This is a genomic window from Niveibacterium sp., assembly GCF_041909475.1.
GTDB lineage: Bacteria > Pseudomonadota > Gammaproteobacteria > Burkholderiales > Rhodocyclaceae > Niveibacterium.
In genome coordinates this window covers 392,865-410,017 of record NZ_JAYRDJ010000001.1, presented here as the reverse complement: position 1 = coordinate 410,017, position 17,153 = coordinate 392,865, and the positions used below count along the sequence as shown (strand labels likewise).

17 protein-coding genes are annotated in these 17,153 nt (G+C 59.6%); 6 read left to right on the top strand and 11 right to left on the bottom strand.

The window, feature by feature from the left end:
• Positions 1-32: 32 nt before the first annotated feature.
• Complete coding sequence (locus tag ACE3P0_RS01880; RefSeq protein WP_374399231.1) at positions 33-269, bottom strand: DUF3567 family protein; 237 nt, start codon at positions 267-269, stop codon at positions 33-35.
• Between the two features lie 282 nt (positions 270-551).
• Between ACE3P0_RS01880 and ACE3P0_RS01875 the strand changes: the two genes are divergently transcribed.
• Both ACE3P0_RS01875 and ACE3P0_RS01870 read left to right on the top strand, forming a co-directional pair.
• Positions 552-764 carry a YdcH family protein gene (locus ACE3P0_RS01875; protein ID WP_374399229.1) on the top strand — a complete coding sequence of 71 codons (213 nt, stop codon included), beginning with the start codon at positions 552-554 and terminating at the stop codon, positions 762-764.
• A 192-nt stretch (positions 765-956) separates the two neighbouring features.
• Positions 957-1,787, top strand: a complete 831-nt coding sequence (locus ACE3P0_RS01870; RefSeq protein ID WP_374399228.1) for a DUF2189 domain-containing protein — start codon at positions 957-959, stop codon at positions 1,785-1,787.
• On the opposite strand, the gene ACE3P0_RS01865 is transcribed toward ACE3P0_RS01870, so the two are convergent.
• Complete coding sequence (locus tag ACE3P0_RS01865; protein WP_374399226.1) at positions 1,760-2,599, bottom strand: endonuclease/exonuclease/phosphatase family protein; 840 nt, start codon at positions 2,597-2,599, stop codon at positions 1,760-1,762. The two genes, ACE3P0_RS01870 and ACE3P0_RS01865, sit on opposite strands and share 28 nt — an antisense overlap.
• 52 nt (positions 2,600-2,651) lie before the next feature.
• On the opposite strand from ACE3P0_RS01865, the gene ACE3P0_RS01860 reads away from it, so the two are divergent.
• Positions 2,652-4,262, top strand: coding sequence for a hypothetical protein (locus ACE3P0_RS01860; protein WP_374399224.1), 1,611 nt, complete (start codon positions 2,652-2,654; stop codon positions 4,260-4,262).
• 111 nt (positions 4,263-4,373) lie between these two features.
• Here ACE3P0_RS01860 and ACE3P0_RS01855 read toward each other — a convergent pair whose 3' ends face one another.
• A complete protein-coding gene (locus ACE3P0_RS01855) occupies positions 4,374-4,532 on the bottom strand; it encodes a hypothetical protein (protein ID WP_374399378.1) in 159 nt (52 codons plus the stop codon).
• Positions 4,533-4,556: 24 nt separating this feature from the next.
• Between ACE3P0_RS01855 and ACE3P0_RS01850 the strand changes: the two genes are divergently transcribed.
• The 3 genes from ACE3P0_RS01850 (at position 4,557) to ACE3P0_RS01840 (ending at position 9,584) form a co-directional block, all read left to right on the top strand.
• Positions 4,557-5,426 (top strand): cation diffusion facilitator family transporter, encoded by an 870-nt coding sequence (locus ACE3P0_RS01850; protein WP_374399372.1) that lies wholly within the window; start codon positions 4,557-4,559, stop codon positions 5,424-5,426.
• Positions 5,427-5,437: 11 nt separating this feature from the next.
• Positions 5,438-6,271 (top strand): HDOD domain-containing protein, encoded by an 834-nt coding sequence (locus tag ACE3P0_RS01845; RefSeq protein ID WP_374399223.1) that lies wholly within the window; start codon positions 5,438-5,440, stop codon positions 6,269-6,271.
• 445 nt (positions 6,272-6,716) lie between these two features.
• Positions 6,717-9,584, top strand: coding sequence for an adenosylcobalamin-dependent ribonucleoside-diphosphate reductase (locus ACE3P0_RS01840; RefSeq protein ID WP_374399221.1), 2,868 nt, complete (start codon positions 6,717-6,719; stop codon positions 9,582-9,584).
• 128 nt (positions 9,585-9,712) lie between these two features.
• On the opposite strand, the gene ACE3P0_RS01835 is transcribed toward ACE3P0_RS01840, so the two are convergent.
• The 8 genes from ACE3P0_RS01835 to nuoI form a co-directional block, all read right to left on the bottom strand.
• Positions 9,713-10,264, bottom strand: coding sequence for an NUDIX domain-containing protein (locus ACE3P0_RS01835; RefSeq protein ID WP_374399219.1), 552 nt, complete (start codon positions 10,262-10,264; stop codon positions 9,713-9,715).
• Positions 10,265-10,284: 20 nt separating this feature from the next.
• Positions 10,285-10,575: a DUF2818 family protein gene (locus ACE3P0_RS01830; RefSeq protein WP_374399217.1), complete on the bottom strand. Its 291-nt coding sequence runs from the start codon at positions 10,573-10,575 to the stop codon at positions 10,285-10,287.
• 25 nt (positions 10,576-10,600) lie between these two features.
• The gene (gene nuoN / locus ACE3P0_RS01825) at positions 10,601-12,088 is read right to left on the bottom strand and encodes an NADH-quinone oxidoreductase subunit NuoN (protein ID WP_374399215.1); all 1,488 of its coding nucleotides are present in this window, start codon (positions 12,086-12,088) and stop codon (positions 10,601-10,603) included.
• Between the two features lie 31 nt (positions 12,089-12,119).
• On the bottom strand, positions 12,120-13,601 hold the full coding sequence (locus ACE3P0_RS01820; RefSeq protein ID WP_374399213.1) for an NADH-quinone oxidoreductase subunit M: 1,482 nt from the start codon (positions 13,599-13,601) through the stop codon (positions 12,120-12,122).
• A gap of 66 nt (positions 13,602-13,667) precedes the next feature.
• Positions 13,668-15,680: an NADH-quinone oxidoreductase subunit L gene (gene nuoL / locus ACE3P0_RS01815; RefSeq protein WP_374399211.1), complete on the bottom strand. Its 2,013-nt coding sequence runs from the start codon at positions 15,678-15,680 to the stop codon at positions 13,668-13,670.
• Positions 15,681-15,691: 11 nt separating this feature from the next.
• Entirely contained in the window at positions 15,692-15,997 is a 306-nt protein-coding gene (nuoK, locus tag ACE3P0_RS01810) for an NADH-quinone oxidoreductase subunit NuoK (protein ID WP_172199050.1), read from the bottom strand.
• A gap of 32 nt (positions 15,998-16,029) precedes the next feature.
• Positions 16,030-16,635, bottom strand: a complete 606-nt coding sequence (locus ACE3P0_RS01805; protein ID WP_374399209.1) for an NADH-quinone oxidoreductase subunit J — start codon at positions 16,633-16,635, stop codon at positions 16,030-16,032.
• Between the two features lie 29 nt (positions 16,636-16,664).
• Positions 16,665-17,153: an NADH-quinone oxidoreductase subunit NuoI gene (nuoI, locus tag ACE3P0_RS01800; protein WP_374399207.1), complete on the bottom strand. Its 489-nt coding sequence runs from the start codon at positions 17,151-17,153 to the stop codon at positions 16,665-16,667.

Below are 17,153 nucleotides of genomic sequence, written 5' to 3'. Positions count from 1 at the left end.
AGCCGCGGATTCTACCAAGCAAGCGGGATCGCTCAGTGGCGAATCGCCGGATGTGTCATCAGGGCATCGAAGTGCTCGATGAACTCGGCGATGTGCTCGCCGTCCTCATCGTCATCCTCAATCGCCTCGGCCAACTCACGTTTGAAGCGCTCGGCTGCCGCATCGGTCATGAATACACCGCGCCCCTTGCGTTTGTCGATGACCTCGATGCCGTTTTGGGCCGGGTAAGCCACCACATACAGAAACGGATTGTTGAACATGACGTGCATGACCGCCTCCTTCCGCGAAGCGCGGGATCAAAGTCCCACAAGGGCCCGAATACCGAACCCTTGGCACTACCTGGGGGAAGGCCCCCCGCATTTCAACGCCGTACTGCTGCCGGTTGTCATTTCCACCGGCGCCCACTAGGATGCACTTAGGTTGACTAACGGCGCCCGAGATTGTTCCTGAAGTGCCGTCACAGTCGATGGAGGCCGGTCGCACGGGGGATGCCGCTCACACAGATGCGCGCACGCGACCGGGGGAAAACACAGTGTGCTGCCAGCGGTGCCATGAACGACACTTTCGAGAGCGTCACCAGCCTGCGCGCGCGGCTGGATGTGCTGCTTGCCGAGCATCGAGACCTCGACGAGGCGATTGCCCGGCTTGCTGCGCTGCCACCTCCTGACGACCTGCTCGTCCGACGACTCAAGAAGCGAAAGCTCTTCGTCAAGGACCGCATCCTGCTGATCGAACGTCTGATGGATCCGGACGTTCCCGCTTGAATCGCCTCGCCCGCTGCCCTTTGATTGACCGCCGCGGCACCGCGATGCCGCCGTCTGCCATTCACCAGCCTCGCACTCGCCGCCCGGCACCCCACCTTTTTGTCTCTCGCAACACCCGTTTCGCGCTTGCTGAAAATCGCTGCACCCCAACACTGCACTTCCTCACAACGACAAAAGATCCATGGAGGAGACATGCCCGAGCAGCAGAAGACGCCCGACGACAACAACGAGATCCGTTACGAAGAAACCCAGACACTGATTCCGAAACTGCGCCGGGTGCACGTTGCCGCAGGGCTGGTATGGCTCGGCCGCGGCGCGCAGGACATGCAGGCCTGCCCACTCGCGAGCCTCTTTTACGGATTCTGTTTTTCAGCGATGGGGCTGTCAGTCAGCGCCGTGTTCGAGCATGCCTATCAGTACACATCGGCCCTCACCTCAGGTTTCCTGCTGCTGGGCCCGTTCTTCGCCATGGGACTCTATGAGCTGAGTCGGCGTCGCGAAAAGGGCGAAGGTTGCCGCTTTGCTTCATCGCTGACGATCTGGCGGCGCAACGCCGCCAATATTGGCGTGTTTGCGCTGGTGCTGACAGTGGTGTTTCTGGTCTGGGCGCGCGCCTCATTGGTAATGTTCGCGCTCTTCTACACCAACGAAATGCCTAACCTGTCGGGCTTTCTGAATCAGGTCATCAAACTCGAGAACATCGAGTTCGTTGCGGTGTACATCGGCGTCGGCTTGGTCTTCGCAACCTTGGTGTTCGCAATCAGCGTGGTGGCAATTCCGATGATGCTGGATCGCCGCGCAGACGCCATCACCTCGATGTTCACCAGTGTTGCGGTCGTCGCGGCCAACCCAGGCGCAATGTTTGTCTGGGCCTTCCTGATCGTTTCACTTACCGTCGTCGGATTCCTGACCTTTCACATCGGCCTCATTTTCCTGATGCCGATGATCGGGCACGGCACGTGGCATGCCTACCGAGCGCTCGTCGAACCGGACGTTCAGAACAAGTCCAGCACCAGGGGCTGATGGTCGGACGCCGCGGTATCGGCACACACCTCGATACCGCGCAGCGCTGACTGAAGGTTTGCACTGACCAGAAAGTAGTCGCAACAGAACGGTTCAGACGGCCACTCCGCGCCGTGGAGCCCGACCGTGTGCGCATGCGCCAACTCGCCATGCAAAGCAGACCAGGCATCACGCCACGGCGCTGACGAAACGCCTGCAAGTAACGCTCGGTAAGCGGCATCGCCGGGGCGGCAATTGAAGTCGCCACAGAGCACCGCGCGCGACGGTCGCGGGCGTGTCGCAAACGCCGCATTGCGCTCTTTGTCCAGCGGCGGCGCCGCCTCCAACGCGCACACCTCTTGCTGCAACTCCGCAAGTCGCTCGGTCTGAGCCAGGCGAGCACCTGCCGCGTAGTACTCCAGATGGGTTGTGAGCACCCGCAATGATTCACTACCTTGCCGGATCACCACTTCAACGCAGCCCCGCTGCATCGACGGCACCCTCGCGTCTGCGGGCCATGGCAACAAGTGCCGCCATACCTGATCAACCGGCAAACGACTCAGGATCAGATTGCCAAACTGCCCGCGACCGCCGCCGGCAACCGCGACGTCGACGGCCGGGGCGAAAACCGGGGTGTAGTCGGGCATGCCTTCGCAAAGTATCCGGCACCCATCTTCGATGACGCCACCCGGCAAGCCGGGCAGATTGACCGCCACCTCCTGCAGGCAGATCACATCGGCGCCCAACCGGCGCAAGACCCCGAGCGTTCGAGTGAGATCCACGCAGCCGTCAGCGCCACGCCCCCACTGGATGTTCCACGATACAATGCGCATCTTTTATGCCTTTCGCGTAACCACCCGATTCGCCTTGCAAGGAGCTCCAACCGTGACCGCGCCAAGTTTTGGACGTCTGCGTCAGCGCCTGACCACCCCGATCACCCTGCCCCGCCTTCGCATCGTGCGCCCCGCAACGGCACCCGGCGTCGGCCTGGATGTGGACGCGTGGATCGACGCACTGCCGCTGGACCGGCCGCTGGTGTGCTGCGAGACGATCGTATCTCGGTTGCGGACCGTCGTATCGAGCGTCGTCGCACCATCCGATCGGCATGAGGTGCTGGAGCGCGTGCTGGAGCACGTTACGCCCCTGCTGACGCGTCTGGAAACCGTGCCCGATGGCCGTGCCGGCAACTCAAGTGGCGTGCGCGAGACCGCCGCCATCGCGGACCGCGCGCTGGAGCGACTGGCGATGACCTTCGCCGAGATCGCCATCAACGAAGCACGCGCGCGGCCAGATCGCCGTTTCCAAGTACCCAGATTCTGTCGCCGTGCGGCATTGCGCGCCTGCCAACTCGCCCATCGCCGTGTGCTGCTAGCCTGCCGCGGGTACGGCGAACTCAACGGCGGGCACTGGCGCGTGCTCGCCGAACTTTACATGGCGGCTGCCACCCGAGGTTTCGAGAACGCACCACTGGACAACGACACCGGCGACACGATCGCGCGCTTTTTCGCTCGCACCCTGCTGCTGGTGATGGCCGACCCGCATCACCTGTCACGCCGCAACCTTGAGCATGTGCGCTTTTATATCGAGCGCTACGGTCACCTGGCCCGGATTCGCACCCGCGACGACTGGACGGGCGATGCCGAAGGCTGGTTCCCGGCTTGGCCCGCCCACGGCGATATCCGCCGGCCGGTGCGTCGCGACGAGCTCGTGCGTGGCGAAGCAGATCTTTTGCTCGACGCCCACCCCCTGCTTGCCAAACTCGACTCGCAATGCGAAGGCCTCGCCGCAGGCACATCGCCCACGCGCCTTGGCCTGCCGCTGAATGCGCGGGACCCGGAATACGTCGATCTGCTGCGCCGCCTCAGAACCCATTGGGGCACCCCACCGCAGCGCCGGCATGTGCGACGCCGCGCCCACCCGAGCGCAGCGCTGGTATTCGGCTTCGATCAGGTTCGCCAGTTGATGAAACGGATCGCGGGCAAGCGCCAGGCGAGTGCATCCGAGGCAATGCCGTCCTTTCCGTCAACCGAATGGGCCATCATGGACCGCAGCGAAGCCGGGCTGAAGCTGCACCAGGAGGCGGAAGACCCGATCGGCGCCGAAGTCGGGGAATTGATCGCGCTCTCGCAGCGCGAAGATGGCGAAGTACATCTGGCCGTGGTGCGACGCACCTTCCACCGCAACAGCCACGAAACAGAGATCGGCGTGCAACTCTTGTGCGGGCCTGGCATCGCTGCGCGCTTCAAGCCGCCAACCCGAGATGCGCGAGGGCGTGAGCGCGACTCGATACCCATCATCTTCCTGCCACGCGTGCCGGTCGCCGGCGATACCCCCGCCTTGCTCGCCCCGCACGACCAGATCGAGCCGGGCCTGATCGTGGCTCTGCCTCACCGGAACGGCGTTGCCCGCTTCGAAGCCACGCAGCGAATCGAGCGCCTCAGCGGGTGCGAGTTGATCGGCCTGAAGCCCTACACCGGCAGCAGCAACGAGGCTTGATCAAGGCGTTGCGCCACGCAAAACCTCGCTGCACTGCGGCGGCGCGCTAGAATCGGGACCAGAGGCTCGCAATCCCGCGAGCCCCATTTGCCTGCGCCTATGCCGATCGCATCACCGCCACTCAAGCATGACCACTCCGGCCACGGCGCCGGTGGGCACCTGCATGACGACCCATGCCATGGCCACGATCATGGTCACGATCACCACCATGATCACGAGCACGACGCTGCGCACGCGCATGGACACCCGGGCGGGCATCACCATCATCATGGCGCGAACAGCAGCGCCCGCACGCTGACATTCGCGCTGATAGTCACACTTGGCTTCGCAGCAATCGAGACCGCCGGCGGACTCTTCACTGGGTCGCTAGCCTTGTTGGGCGACGCCGGTCACATGCTCTCTGACAGTCTCTCGCTTGGGCTTGCGGCCCTCGCTGCACGCATCGCGCTGAGGCCGCCAAGCGTTCGGCACAGCTATGGCCTTGGCCGCATTGAAGCGCTTGCGGCGCTCGGCAACGCAGTACTGATGCTCGCGATCGTGATCGCCATCTGCTGGGAAGCGGTTGAACGGTTGCGTCACCCTCAACCCATTCAGGCCCTGCCGGCCGCCGCGGTGGCCGTAATCGGCCTGGTCGTGAACTTGCTCGCCGCATGGCTCTTGATGCGCGGCGAGCGATCCCTGAACGTGCGCGCAGCACTGCTTCACGTCATCGGCGACCTGCTTGGTTCGGTTGCCGCGATAGTGGGCCTGCTGATCGTCTACTTTACCGGCTGGGTTGCGGCCGACCCGATCCTCTCGATGTTGATCTGCGGCTTGATTCTGGGCTCGACTGTCAGCATCCTGCGCGAGACGCTGCATGTGCTGCTCGACGGCGTGCCAACCAACCTTTCGCTGACAGCAATCGGGCAATGCATCGCCGCAGTGAATGGCGTACGCTCGGTGCATGATCTGCATGTCTGGCATTACGGCCCGAACCGCGTTGCGCTCTCGGCACACCTGGTGCTGGAAGACTCCGCTGTGTGGCCCAGCGTTCTGGTTGCCGTGCGCCAACGCGTCGCCAACGAGTACGGCATTGAGCACCTGACCCTGCAACCGGAGTTGCAGGGCACAGATCGTTTCCCGCTGGATCGCCTGATCCGGCGGCCCACACCAAAACAAGACTGAGAGGAGCAGCCATGCATCTTGCGCAGGAACTCGTAGCGTACGTCGACCGGCTCGCAACCCTGCCTGATGTCTATCTGAAAGTTCGTGCTGCGCTCGACGATCCGGACGTTTCGATCGCAGAGGTCGCCGATGTGATCGCGACTGACCCGTCGCTCACCGCGGCATTGCTGCGACTCGCGAACAGTGCCTTCTACGGCTACGCACGCAAGATCGAATCAATCACTCGGGCGGTCAGCTTGATCGGCTTGGAACAGGTGCACGATTTGGTGCTGGCCACCTCGGTGACCGCCATGTTTGCCGGCATCCGCCCGCAGCGCATGGATATGGCACGTTTCTGGCGTGATAGCGTCCGCCGCGGAATGCTGGCGCGCGAAGTCGCCCGATCCGTGCGCGGCCTGAGCCCGGAGCGCCTGTTCGTCTCGGGCTTGCTTGCCGACGCCGGTCACCTCGTCATGTATGTCGCCGTTCCCGACCTGATGGCGCTGGTGCTCGACACCCCACCGAGCGACGGCGACACGCTGCCGGACGTCGAGCGCCGCATCATCGGCTGCGACTTCGCCGAAGTGGGCGCCGCACTTACTGCGAAATGGCAACTGCCAGTCACCTTCGGCGTGCTGATCGGCTCCCAGTTGCAACCTGAGTCCGCAGGGGACAGTGCGCCATCGGCCGGGTTGCTCAACCTAATCAGTGCCGTTGCGGCACAGGCAGGCGGTGCGAGCGAATACGAGTATCCGCTCCATCATCGCAGTGAGGCACTTGCAGGCGTCAGCCGCGAAGATGTCGAAGCGACGCTGCCAAGCGTAGAAGCTCAGATGGAAATGATGCTGGCGGTGCTCGCAGCCTGATTCGGTCGAGCGCCTCTCGCTCGACCGCGTGGGCGCTCGCAGAATCACCGGCCGCGGAGCTCCGCTCCGAACAAGCCCTGCCGCCCGCTCTTCGGCCGGTGAGCGCATTGAACCGGCCGAAACCATTCTGGGCCGGGACGGTTCGGATGCCGGCATCGCCGAGCACCGTTGAACCGTTGCAGCCCCTCTCAAGTGCCTCGGGCTCCGGTTGTCAGCCCACACCTTGTTCGCGTGGCCAGGACTGGCAAAACGCCCTCGATTTCAACGACTGCATTCGCCGCCCAAGCGCCAGATGACGCCGTTTGCGGCCAAATTCACGCCTGCGCACCGCCGTCTCCGCATACCATCGCTTGATCCATAGCTGTTCCGACCCACAATATATTGTGGTTTAATCACGCCTTCCCGTTTTTTGGCACCCCCGCCACTTCCACCTCCGGAGTTCGTCATGAGTCAACGCGAAGCCACCGTATCCCTCGATACATTGCTACCCCAGGAAATCTCGGGCGAGGTGCTGCTTGAGAAGTACGCCAAAGGGGCCGAGCAATCCGTCGAGGACGTACGTCGGCGCGTCGCGCGTGCTCTGGCGGCCAATGAAGCCGAGGATCGCCGCGCGCATTGGGAGGCCAAGTTCGAGTCGGCGCTCGAAGCCGGGTTCGTCCCCGCAGGGCGCATCAACTCCGCGGCCGGCACCAGCCTTGCTGCAACGCTGATCAACTGCTTCGTGCAACCGGTCGGCGATTCGGTGACCGAAATCGTTGATGGTCGCCCCGGTATCTACACTGCCCTCGCCGAGGCCGCCGAGACGATGCGTCGCGGTGGTGGCGTCGGTTATGACTTCTCGTCGATCCGCCCCGCTGGTGCGCTGGTGCGTGGCACGCAGAGCCGTGCCAGCGGCCCGGTGAGCTACATGCGTGTCTTCGACCGCTCTTGCGAGACCGTTGAATCGGCCGGCGCTCGTCGCGGTGCCCAGATGGGCGTGCTGCGCTGCGATCACCCCGACATCGAGGCCTTCATCCACGCCAAAGACGAAGGCGATCTCTCCAACTTCAACATTTCGGTGGGCGTCACCGATGTGTTCATGAAGGCGGTCGAAACGGATGGCGAAGTCGAACTTGCACACAAGTCCGAGCCCTGCCAGGAACTCAAGGATGCCGGTGCGTACCAGCGCGATGATGGCTCGTGGGTATACCGCAAGGTGCGCGCTCGCGAGCTGTGGGATCAGATCATGCGCTCGACTTACGACCACGCCGAACCGGGCATCCTGTTCCTCGACCGGATGAACCGCGACAACAACCTGTACTACTGCGAAACGATCGAGGCCACCAATCCGTGTGCCGAGCAGCCACTGCCCCCGTATGGCTGCTGCTGCCTCGGCTCGATCAATCTGGTCAAGTTCGTGCGCGATGCATTCGGAAAAAAGGACTCGTTTGACTACGAAGCCTTTGGCGAGGTTGTGGAAACCTCAATCCGCATGCTGGATAACGTGCTCGACGTCACCAACTGGCCGCTCGAGAACCAGCATCAGGAAGCCATGAACAAGCGCCGTGTTGGCCTGGGCTTCACCGGTCTTGGCGACGCGCTGATCATGCTCAAGCTGCGTTACGACACCGATGCCGCGCGTGCGATGGCAACCAAGATCTCGGAGTTCATGCGTGACCGCGCCTACATCGCGTCGGTGAACCTCGCGAAGGAACGCGGTGCGTTCCCGCTGTTCAACGCGGATATGTACCTGTCGGGCGGCAATTTTGCCTCGCGTCTGCCGAACGACGTGAAGGAAAAGATCCGCAAGCACGGCATACGTAACTCGCACCTGCTGTCGATCGCCCCCACAGGCACGATTTCGCTGGCGTTCGCCGACAACGCGTCGAACGGCATCGAGCCGCCGTTCTCCTACACCTACACCCGCAAGAAGCGGATGGCCGACGGCACGTTCAAGGAGTACGCCGTCGAGGACTACGCTTGGCGCGCCTATCGCCACCTTGGCGGCAATGTGGAGAAGCTCCCCGAGTATTTCGTTACGGCACTGGAGATCTCGGCTCAGGCACACAAGGACATGGTTGCCGCGGTTGCGCCTTACGTGGACACCTCAATTTCGAAGACGGTCAACGTCCCCGCTGACTACCCGTACACCGACTTTGAAGACCTGTACATGGACGCATGGAAAGCGGGTCTCAAAGGCCTCGCCACCTATCGCCCCAACAGCGTCCTTGGCTCGGTGCTGTCGGTAGAGCCCAGCAACACCGAGAAGAAGCAACCGCAGGATGTGGTGATCGTTGACCCGAACCGCCGGCTGTCGATCAAGTCATTGCCGGCCCCGGTGCTCGCCAGCCTGCGTTGGCCGGGCCGCCCCTCGATGCCGGATGGCAACAGCTCCTGGACCTACATGCTGGAAACCCCGCAGGGCGAATTTGGCATCTTCGTAGGACACATGGAGCCCAACGGTGATGCCGTTCCGCGTGGCGCGTTCCCCTTCGAAGTGTGGGTCAACGGGGCGGACCAACCGCGCGGTCTGGGTGCCGTCGCGAAGACACTATCTATGGACATGCGCGCCAACGATCGCGCCTGGTTGAAGCTCAAACTCGACACACTCGCCCGCTCCGTCGGCGAGCGCGCCTTTGAACTCCCCTTCCCGCCCCACGGCGAGAAGAAGATTGTCCCGGGCGTAGTTGCGGCATTTGCGCAGATCGTCCGCTATCGTTGCGAGAAGCTTGGCGCCTTTGAAGTCGAAGCCCCGACGCCAGTTCTGGATGCTGTCTTCAGCCTGCAGGAACCGAAGACCGGCACCGACGGCACGCTTTCCTGGACCGTCGACATCTCCAATCCGGCCACCGGTGAAGAGTTCGTGCTGGGCCTGAAGGAAATAATGCTGCCCGACGGCGTTACGCGTCCGTATTCGATGTGGCTTTCGGGTAACTACCCGCGCGCGCTGGATGGCCTGACGCAGATCCTGTCGCTCGACATGCGCGTCATGGATCCGGCCTGGATCGGCATGAAGTTGCGCAAGCTGCTGAACTACCCGGAACCGCTCGGCGACTTCATGGCTTTCGTGCCCGGCACGCGTCGTCAGCAGAACTGGCCGTCCACTGTGGCCTACGTGGCACGCCTGGTCATTCACCGTTACGCGATGCTGGGCGTACTCGACGAGAACGGCTACCCGACCCGGGAGATGGGCATTCTGGAAGCGCCGCGCAACGAGCGCGACCCGGAGCTCATGCACGGTTCGCTGTGTTCCGAGTGCGGCAACATGTCCGTTATCCGCAAGGACGGCTGCGACTTCTGTACCGCGTGTGGTGCGGTCGGTACCTGCGGCTAAGAAGGGCCCAAGCCACCAACAAAAAGGCCACCTGGAATCAGCTGGCCTTTTTCTTTCGGTGACCAGTCAGGCGTTGGTCATGTATGTTTTAAAGGAAAGCTTTAGCGAGCGACGTCCGTCAAACCAGCTCAACGCCGGAGCGTTTTAGCCGCCCAGAACAGACAGACGATTGTCTTTGCGTCCGTGATACGTCCGTCGAGCACCGCGGCCTCAGCTTCATCCAGAGTGATCTCGAATACCTCGACGTATTCACCATGATCCAGTGCTGCGCCTCGCTGAGTGAGCCCACGAGCAAGGAAAATCTCGATCCGCTCATCGGAGTAGCCAACGCACGGATGCACGGTGCCCAGATGGCTCCAGTCACTCGCCTCAAAACCCGTCTCTTCGCGAAGCTCGCGGCGCGCACAAACCTCAATCGACTCATTCGGGTCGATCTTCCCTGCCGGCATCTCCCAGCAAGTACGTCCGAGCGGATAGCGGAACTGGCGTTCCATCAGCAATTTGCCCGATTCGGTCACAGCGATGATGACCGTCGCCCCCGGATGACGAACATATTCCCTGTTCCACTCACCGGGTTCTGATTCGCGGCCAACTCGATCCCGCCAGACTTTAAGCAGCTTACCGTCGAAAACCTGCTCCGACGAAATGGTGTGTTCAACGAAGGGATCCGGATCGCTCATGTTCGCAACACTCCACCGAATCAATGTTTTCGCCACAGGTAGCGGTACACAAAACCGGGGAACGCGAACACGACAAACAACGCCGCGGTCACGACATAGAACTCCCAGCTCTGGGAATAGGCCGCGCCGTGAGCTTGTCGCTCTAACGCAAACGCAAGCGAGCCGACAAGTAGATAGCCACCCAGAACTTCGGCGAGACGGAGTAGCAGCGACTTACGGCGAGAGGGAAAGAGGGCAAATACACGTTCGGAGATGAAGGGCAGGTTTGCACACAGGACGCTCGCACAAACGAGCACAAGCGTACCGAGCATGCCCGTCATCTCCGTCAATCGAACATCAATGCAGCAGCGTAAATGCGCAGATCTGCATCAGCCAGTTAGGCAGCAGGCCGACAACCGCAATTGACAGCGCATTAGCGGACAGAAGTGTCCGCATCCCCAACGTCGCCACGATGGGCGACTGATCGGTAGCGTCGTCAAAATACATGACCTTAACAACGCGTAGATAGTAGAACGCGCCGACCACCGACATCATGACTGCAATAACGGCCAACCAGTAGTAGTGCGGTTGATTGGAAATGTTACCCGCCGCAATCACAGCCTGCAGGACCGACAGCTTCGCAAAGAACCCGACAAAGAATGGAATACCCGCCATAGAGAACATGACGATCAACATCATGCCAGCGAACCAAGGGCTACGTTGATTCAAGCCTTTAAAGTCATCGACGTTCTCCGCCTCAAACCCGGCGCGCGACAGCAGAATCACCATGCCGAACGACGCCAGCGTCATCATCACGTACGCAACGGCATAGAACATCGCCGAGCTGTAGGCGTTCACGGCGTAAGTGCCACCCTCGCCTTTTACGACCCCTGAAAGCAGACCAAGAAGCATGAAACCCATGTGGGAAATACCCGAATAGGCGAGCATCCGCTTGATGTTCGGTTGCGCAACAGCTGCAAGGTTACCGAGGATGATCGACGCCATGGCGAGCAGCATCAGCATGCTCTGCCAGTGTTCGGCAAGATCGAATAAACCAAGCACAAGCACGCGGAACGCCATTGCGAACGCAGCGAGCTTGGGCGCCGACGAGACAAGTAGCGTCACAGCGGTAGGCGCGCCGTGATAGACGTCCGGCACCCACATGTGAAACGGGACAACACCCAGCTTGAACGCAATGCCGACGAGCACGAATACCAGACCGAATACAACCACGAGATCATTCGCCGAGCGCTCATAAATACGTTGCGCGATTTCGTGGATCTCAAGCGTTCCGGTTGCGCCATACAGCATGGACATGCCATACAGCAGCAAACCACTCGCCAAAGCACCGAGCACGAAGTACTTCATGCCAGCTTCGGTCGATCGTGGGTTGTCGCGGTCGACTGCAACCAAGCCGTAAAGCGACAGCGACATGAGCTCAAGACCCATGTACATACTGACGAAATGGCTGGCCGAAATCAGCACCATCATGCCCAAGGTGGCGAAGAGCACCATCAGGTAGTACTCAGGGCTGTCGATCTTGCGGTCTGCCATGTAAGCACGTCCGTATTGAAGAACGATCGCAACAGACAAGCAGACCAAGATCTTCAGGAAGCTACCGAACAGGTCTGACATGTACATGCCGCTGAACGTCAGCGAACGCTGCACATCACCAGAGAAAAGGGTCAGCAGCAGTGCCCCAAGCAGCGCAAACTCGCACAGCCAGAACGCGGCAGAACGCGCGTGTTTCGTCGCAAAGGAGGTCACCATCAGAATGACCAAAGACATTCCGGCGACAAAGAGTTCCGGCGCTGCAAGCCGGAAATCCGGCATCACGAAATCCATCATCTGATCCTGGATGCTTTCTGGTTATCCGTTAGAGCTTGCTCACAGCGATGTGCTGAAGCAGGCCATTCACGCTGGCGTGCATTACTTCGGTAACTGGCTGCGGATAAATACCCATCACCAGCACACAGGCCGCCAGTACGGCCAGGAAGAAGAACTCGCGTCGATTGATGTCGGAGAGCGACTTGACATGCTCATTCGCCACTTCGCCGAAAACAACACGCTTGTACATCCAAAGGGTATATGCAGCGCCGAGAATCAAGGTCGTCGCAGCAATGAAGGCAACCCAGAAATTAAACTTGACGGCACCGAGGACCACCATGAATTCCCCGACGAAGCCCGAAGTAGCCGGGAGCCCGGCATTTGCCATCGCGAACAACAGGAAGAAGGCGGCAAATTTCGGCATCGTGTTCACCACACCACCGTAATCGGCGATCTGGCGGCTATGGACACGGTCATAGAGCACGCCGATGCAGAGGAACATGGCACCAGAAACGAAACCATGCGAAATCATCTGAACCAACGCGCCCTCGATCGCAACCGCGTTGAACATGAAGAAACCCAACGTCACGAATCCCATATGCGAGATGGACGAATACGCGACCAGCTTCTTCATGTCTGCCTGCACCAGCGCCACAAAACCGATGTAGACCACGGCGATCAGCGAAAGCGTCAGGACCAAAGGTGCGTATTGGTGCGCGGCATCGGGCACGATCGGCAAGGAAAACCGCAGGAAACCGTAGGCCCCCAGCTTCAGAGCGATGGCCGCAAGGACCACCGATCCGCCAGTAGGTGCTTCGACGTGCGCATCCGGCAACCAGGTGTGGACCGGCCACATCGGCACCTTCACCGCAAACGATGCAAGGAACGCAAAGAAGATCAGCGATTGCGCCGTCATACCAATCTTCAGGTTATGCCAGGCAAGGATATCAAAGCTGCCACCGGCCTCCATAAACAGCCAGAGGATGGCCACCAACATCAGCAGCGAACCAAGCAGCGTATAGAGGAAGAACTTGATTGCCGCGTATACGCGATTCGGACCACCCCAGATACCGATGATCAAGTAGAGCGGAATCAGGCTTGCCTCGAAGAAAACATAGAACAGAATCCCATCAAGCGACGAAAAGATCCCGTTCAGTAACCCCGACATGATCAGAAAGCCAGCGTTGTACTGTGCGACCTTCCGATCCACCACCTCCCAACCGGCGATCACCACGATGATGGTGATGAAACTATTCAACAGAACGAACGGCATCGATATCCCATCGACACCGAGGTAATACTCAATCGAAAAACGCGTTACCCAGGGCGCACGCTCGACAAATTGCATTGATGCGGTCGTCGTGTCAAAACCCGCATACAGCGGGAGCGTCACGAAGAAGCCGGCCAGCGCCGCGACCAGCGCGATAAGTCTCGCGACCGGTGCGTTTCGGTCTGACCCAGTCGTCAGCGCCAAAAGGCCACCAACGATCGGCACCCAGATCGCAAGGCTTAGATAAGGTACACCCGTCATCTCTTGTTATCCGTTGTTCACGCCGCTCGGCGTGTTTTCAAAACGCTCTGTCAAGCTCGCACCGCGTCAGCCGCGGCTACCCCAGAAAGTCAAAAGCACGACGACGCCGATGATGATCACGAACGCATACTGATAGATATGTCCGGTCTGCAACAGCTTGGTCAATCGAGCGACGGCACCAACTGCACCCGCGGTGCCATTCACCATAACGCCATCGATCAGCATCTGATCCCCGCCCTTCCAGAGCCCGCGGCCAAGCAGGCGAGCGCCACCGGCGAACACCACCTCGTTGAATCGGTCGAAGTAGTACTTATTGTCAAGCAGCCGGTAAAGCGGCGCGAAGGTCCTGGCAAACCAAGCTGGAATCTCGGGCTTGAAGAGGTAGAACACTGCAGCAGTAACTACGCCAGAGATGGCAAGCAGGAACGGCAAGGACATGAAGCCATGCTGCGCCATTGCTGCGGCTCCATGAAACTCTTCCGCGAGGTGACCGAGCACATCATTGGCCTCGTTAACCACAACAGCCGACCCAAACCATCCGCGGAAAAGCATCGGTTCAATCGCGAAGAAGCCAATCAGCACCGACGGAATCGCAAGCAGCACCAGCGGCAGCCAGACAACCCAAGGTGACTCATGCGGTTCGAGGGGACCGTGGTGGCCGTGGTCGTCGTCATGATGGTGTTCGTCCGCACCGTGGCCCCCATGGGCCTCACCAAACCGCTCAGCGCCATGGAAGACAAGGAAGTACATGCGGAAAGAGTAGAACGCGGTAACAAAGACGCCAACGATAACGCAGAAGTACGCGTAGCCGGCACCAGGGGTATGACTCACCGCCACCGCTTCAATGATTGCGTCCTTCGAATAAAAACCAGCAAAGAACGGAAAACCAATCAACGCCAAGGAACCGACCAGCGAAGTAATCCAGGTGATCGGCATCCGCTTCCAGAGACCGCCCATGTTGCGGATATCCTGGTCATGGTGCATGCCGATGATCACCGAGCCCGCCGCCAAGAAGAGCAGCGCCTTGAAGAACGCATGCGTCATCAAGTGGAACACGGCGGCGGAGTACGCAGAAACACCAAGCGCTACAGTCATGTAACCGAGTTGCGACAACGTGGAGTACGCAACAACACGCTTGATGTCGTTCTGGATGATCCCCAGAAAACCCATGAACAAAGCAGTCGTTGCGCCAATTACTAGGACAAACGCACGCGCGGTCTCGGACACCTCAAACAAGGGCGACATACGTGTCACCATGAAGATGCCCGCCGTAACCATTGTCGCCGCGTGAATAAGCGCTGAAATTGGCGTCGGGCCCTCCATCGAGTCAGGCAGCCAAACGTGCAGCGGCACCTGTGCGGATTTACCCATTGCGCCGATAAACAGGCAAATACAGATAACGGACATCAACAGCCAAGCGCTACCCGGCACAAGCTCGATCATCTGCGGCGCCAACGTCGGCACTTTGGCGAACACTTCAGAATAATTGAGCGAACCCGTGTAGGCAGCGATCAATCCGATGCCCAGCAGAAAACCGAAGTCACCAACGCGGTTGACCAAGAACGCTTTCAAATTCGCATAAATCGCCGTCGGCTTCGTGTACCAGAAGCCAATCAGGAGATAGGAGACGAGACCGACAGCCTCCCAACCGAAAAACAACTGTACGAAGTTATTGCTCATGACAAGCATGAGCATTGAAAACGTGAACAACGAGATGTAACTAAAGAAGCGCTGATAGCCCGGATCGTCGTGCATGTAGCCGATGGTGTAGACGTGCACCATCAGTGACACGAATGTCACGACAAGCATCATCATGACCGTGAGCTTATCGATCAGAAAACCGACCTCAAAACGTAATTCACCCGCAGTGGCCCAAGTGTAGAGCGCACCGTCGAATACATTCCCCGCCTGAACGTCCTCAAAAATCAAAACCGAAGCGACGAAGGCGACAGCGACCCCCAGAATGGTCACCACATGCGAGGCGGTTCTGCCTATCGCGCGGCCAAAGAGGCCGGCCAGAACAGCCCCTGCGAGCGGCGCTAACGGCACGAGTAGGTAGAGCTTTTGCATGTCCGTCATTGTTGTGAGCCTCAACCCTTCAGACTGTCGAGGTCGTCGACATGAATCGTGCGCATGTTACGGAACATCGCCACCAGAATTGCAAGACCAATCGCCGCCTCTGCAGCAGCAACCGTCAGGATGAAAAACACGAACAGCTGCCCGGACCGGTCGCCCAAAAACGAGGAGAACGCGATGAAGTTCATATTCACGGCGAGCAGCATCAGTTCGATAGACATCAGCAAAATAATCAGATTCTTCCGATTAAGAAAGATACCGACGACGCTGATAGCAAAAAGCACCGCACTTAGCGTAAGTACATGGGACAGCGAAAGCATTGTTTCCCCTGGGCCGAATCTATCTTGCTACTTTAGTCGTTCTTATCCGCCGGCATCGACACGATGCGGATGCGATCCTCGCGCTTCACCGCAATCTGCTTTGCTGGGTCGATTGCCTTGTTTCCGCTTCTGCTCCGCAACGTCAGCGAGATCGCCGCAATCATTGCGACCAGCAGAATGAAGGAAGCCAACTCAAACGGGTACACGAAATCGGTGAACATCAACCATGCGAGCGACTTCGTATTGCTGTAGTGGCCGGCAGGCTCTGACGGCAGCGGCATAGCATCAACACCAAACCACTTTCCACCTACAACCACCGCCATTTCGATCACAAGCACTGCTGCGATGATCAGCCCCAACGGTAGATAGCTCCAAAAACCTTGCCGTATCCGCTCAAGGTTGATATCGAGCATCATCACGACAAAAAGGAATAGCACCATCACAGCACCGACGTAAACAAGTACCAGTGCAATTGCGAGGAACTCCGCGCGAAGAACCATCCAGATTCCAGCCGCGTTAAAAAACGCAAGTACCAGATAGAGCGCAGCATGCACCGGGTTGCGCGACGTAATCACGCGAAGACCGGCAACGACCATTACGGCCGCAAACATGTAAAAGAGAAAGGTCGAAAATTCCATAAATTCGCTTCCCGCTGACCCTATTCGAGTTAGCGGTACTTAGCCTCCTCTGCGCGGTCCTTCGCAATTTGGGACTCATAGCGATCACCCACGGCCAGCAACATCTGCTTCGTGTAGTAAAGATCGCCGCGCTTCTCGCCGTGATAGTCGAACACACGAGTCTCGACAATTGCATCAACCGGACAGGCTTCCTCACAGAAACCGCAGAAGATGCACTTTGTCAGATCAATGTCGTAACGTGTTGTACGCCGTGATCCATCATCCCGCTGATCGGACTCGATGGTAATCGCCATCGCCGGACAAACCGCCTCGCAAAGCTTGCAAGCAATGCAACGCTCCTCCCCGTTCGGATACCGTCGCAGCGCGTGCAAGCCACGAAAGCGCGCGCTCTGAGGCGTCCGCTCCTCCGGATACTGAACCGTAATCTTACGAAGGAAGAAATGGCGGCCCGTGACCGACAAGCCCTTTACCAGCTCCTTGAGGAGCAGGCTGACAAACAATTCCTTAATGGCGCCCAT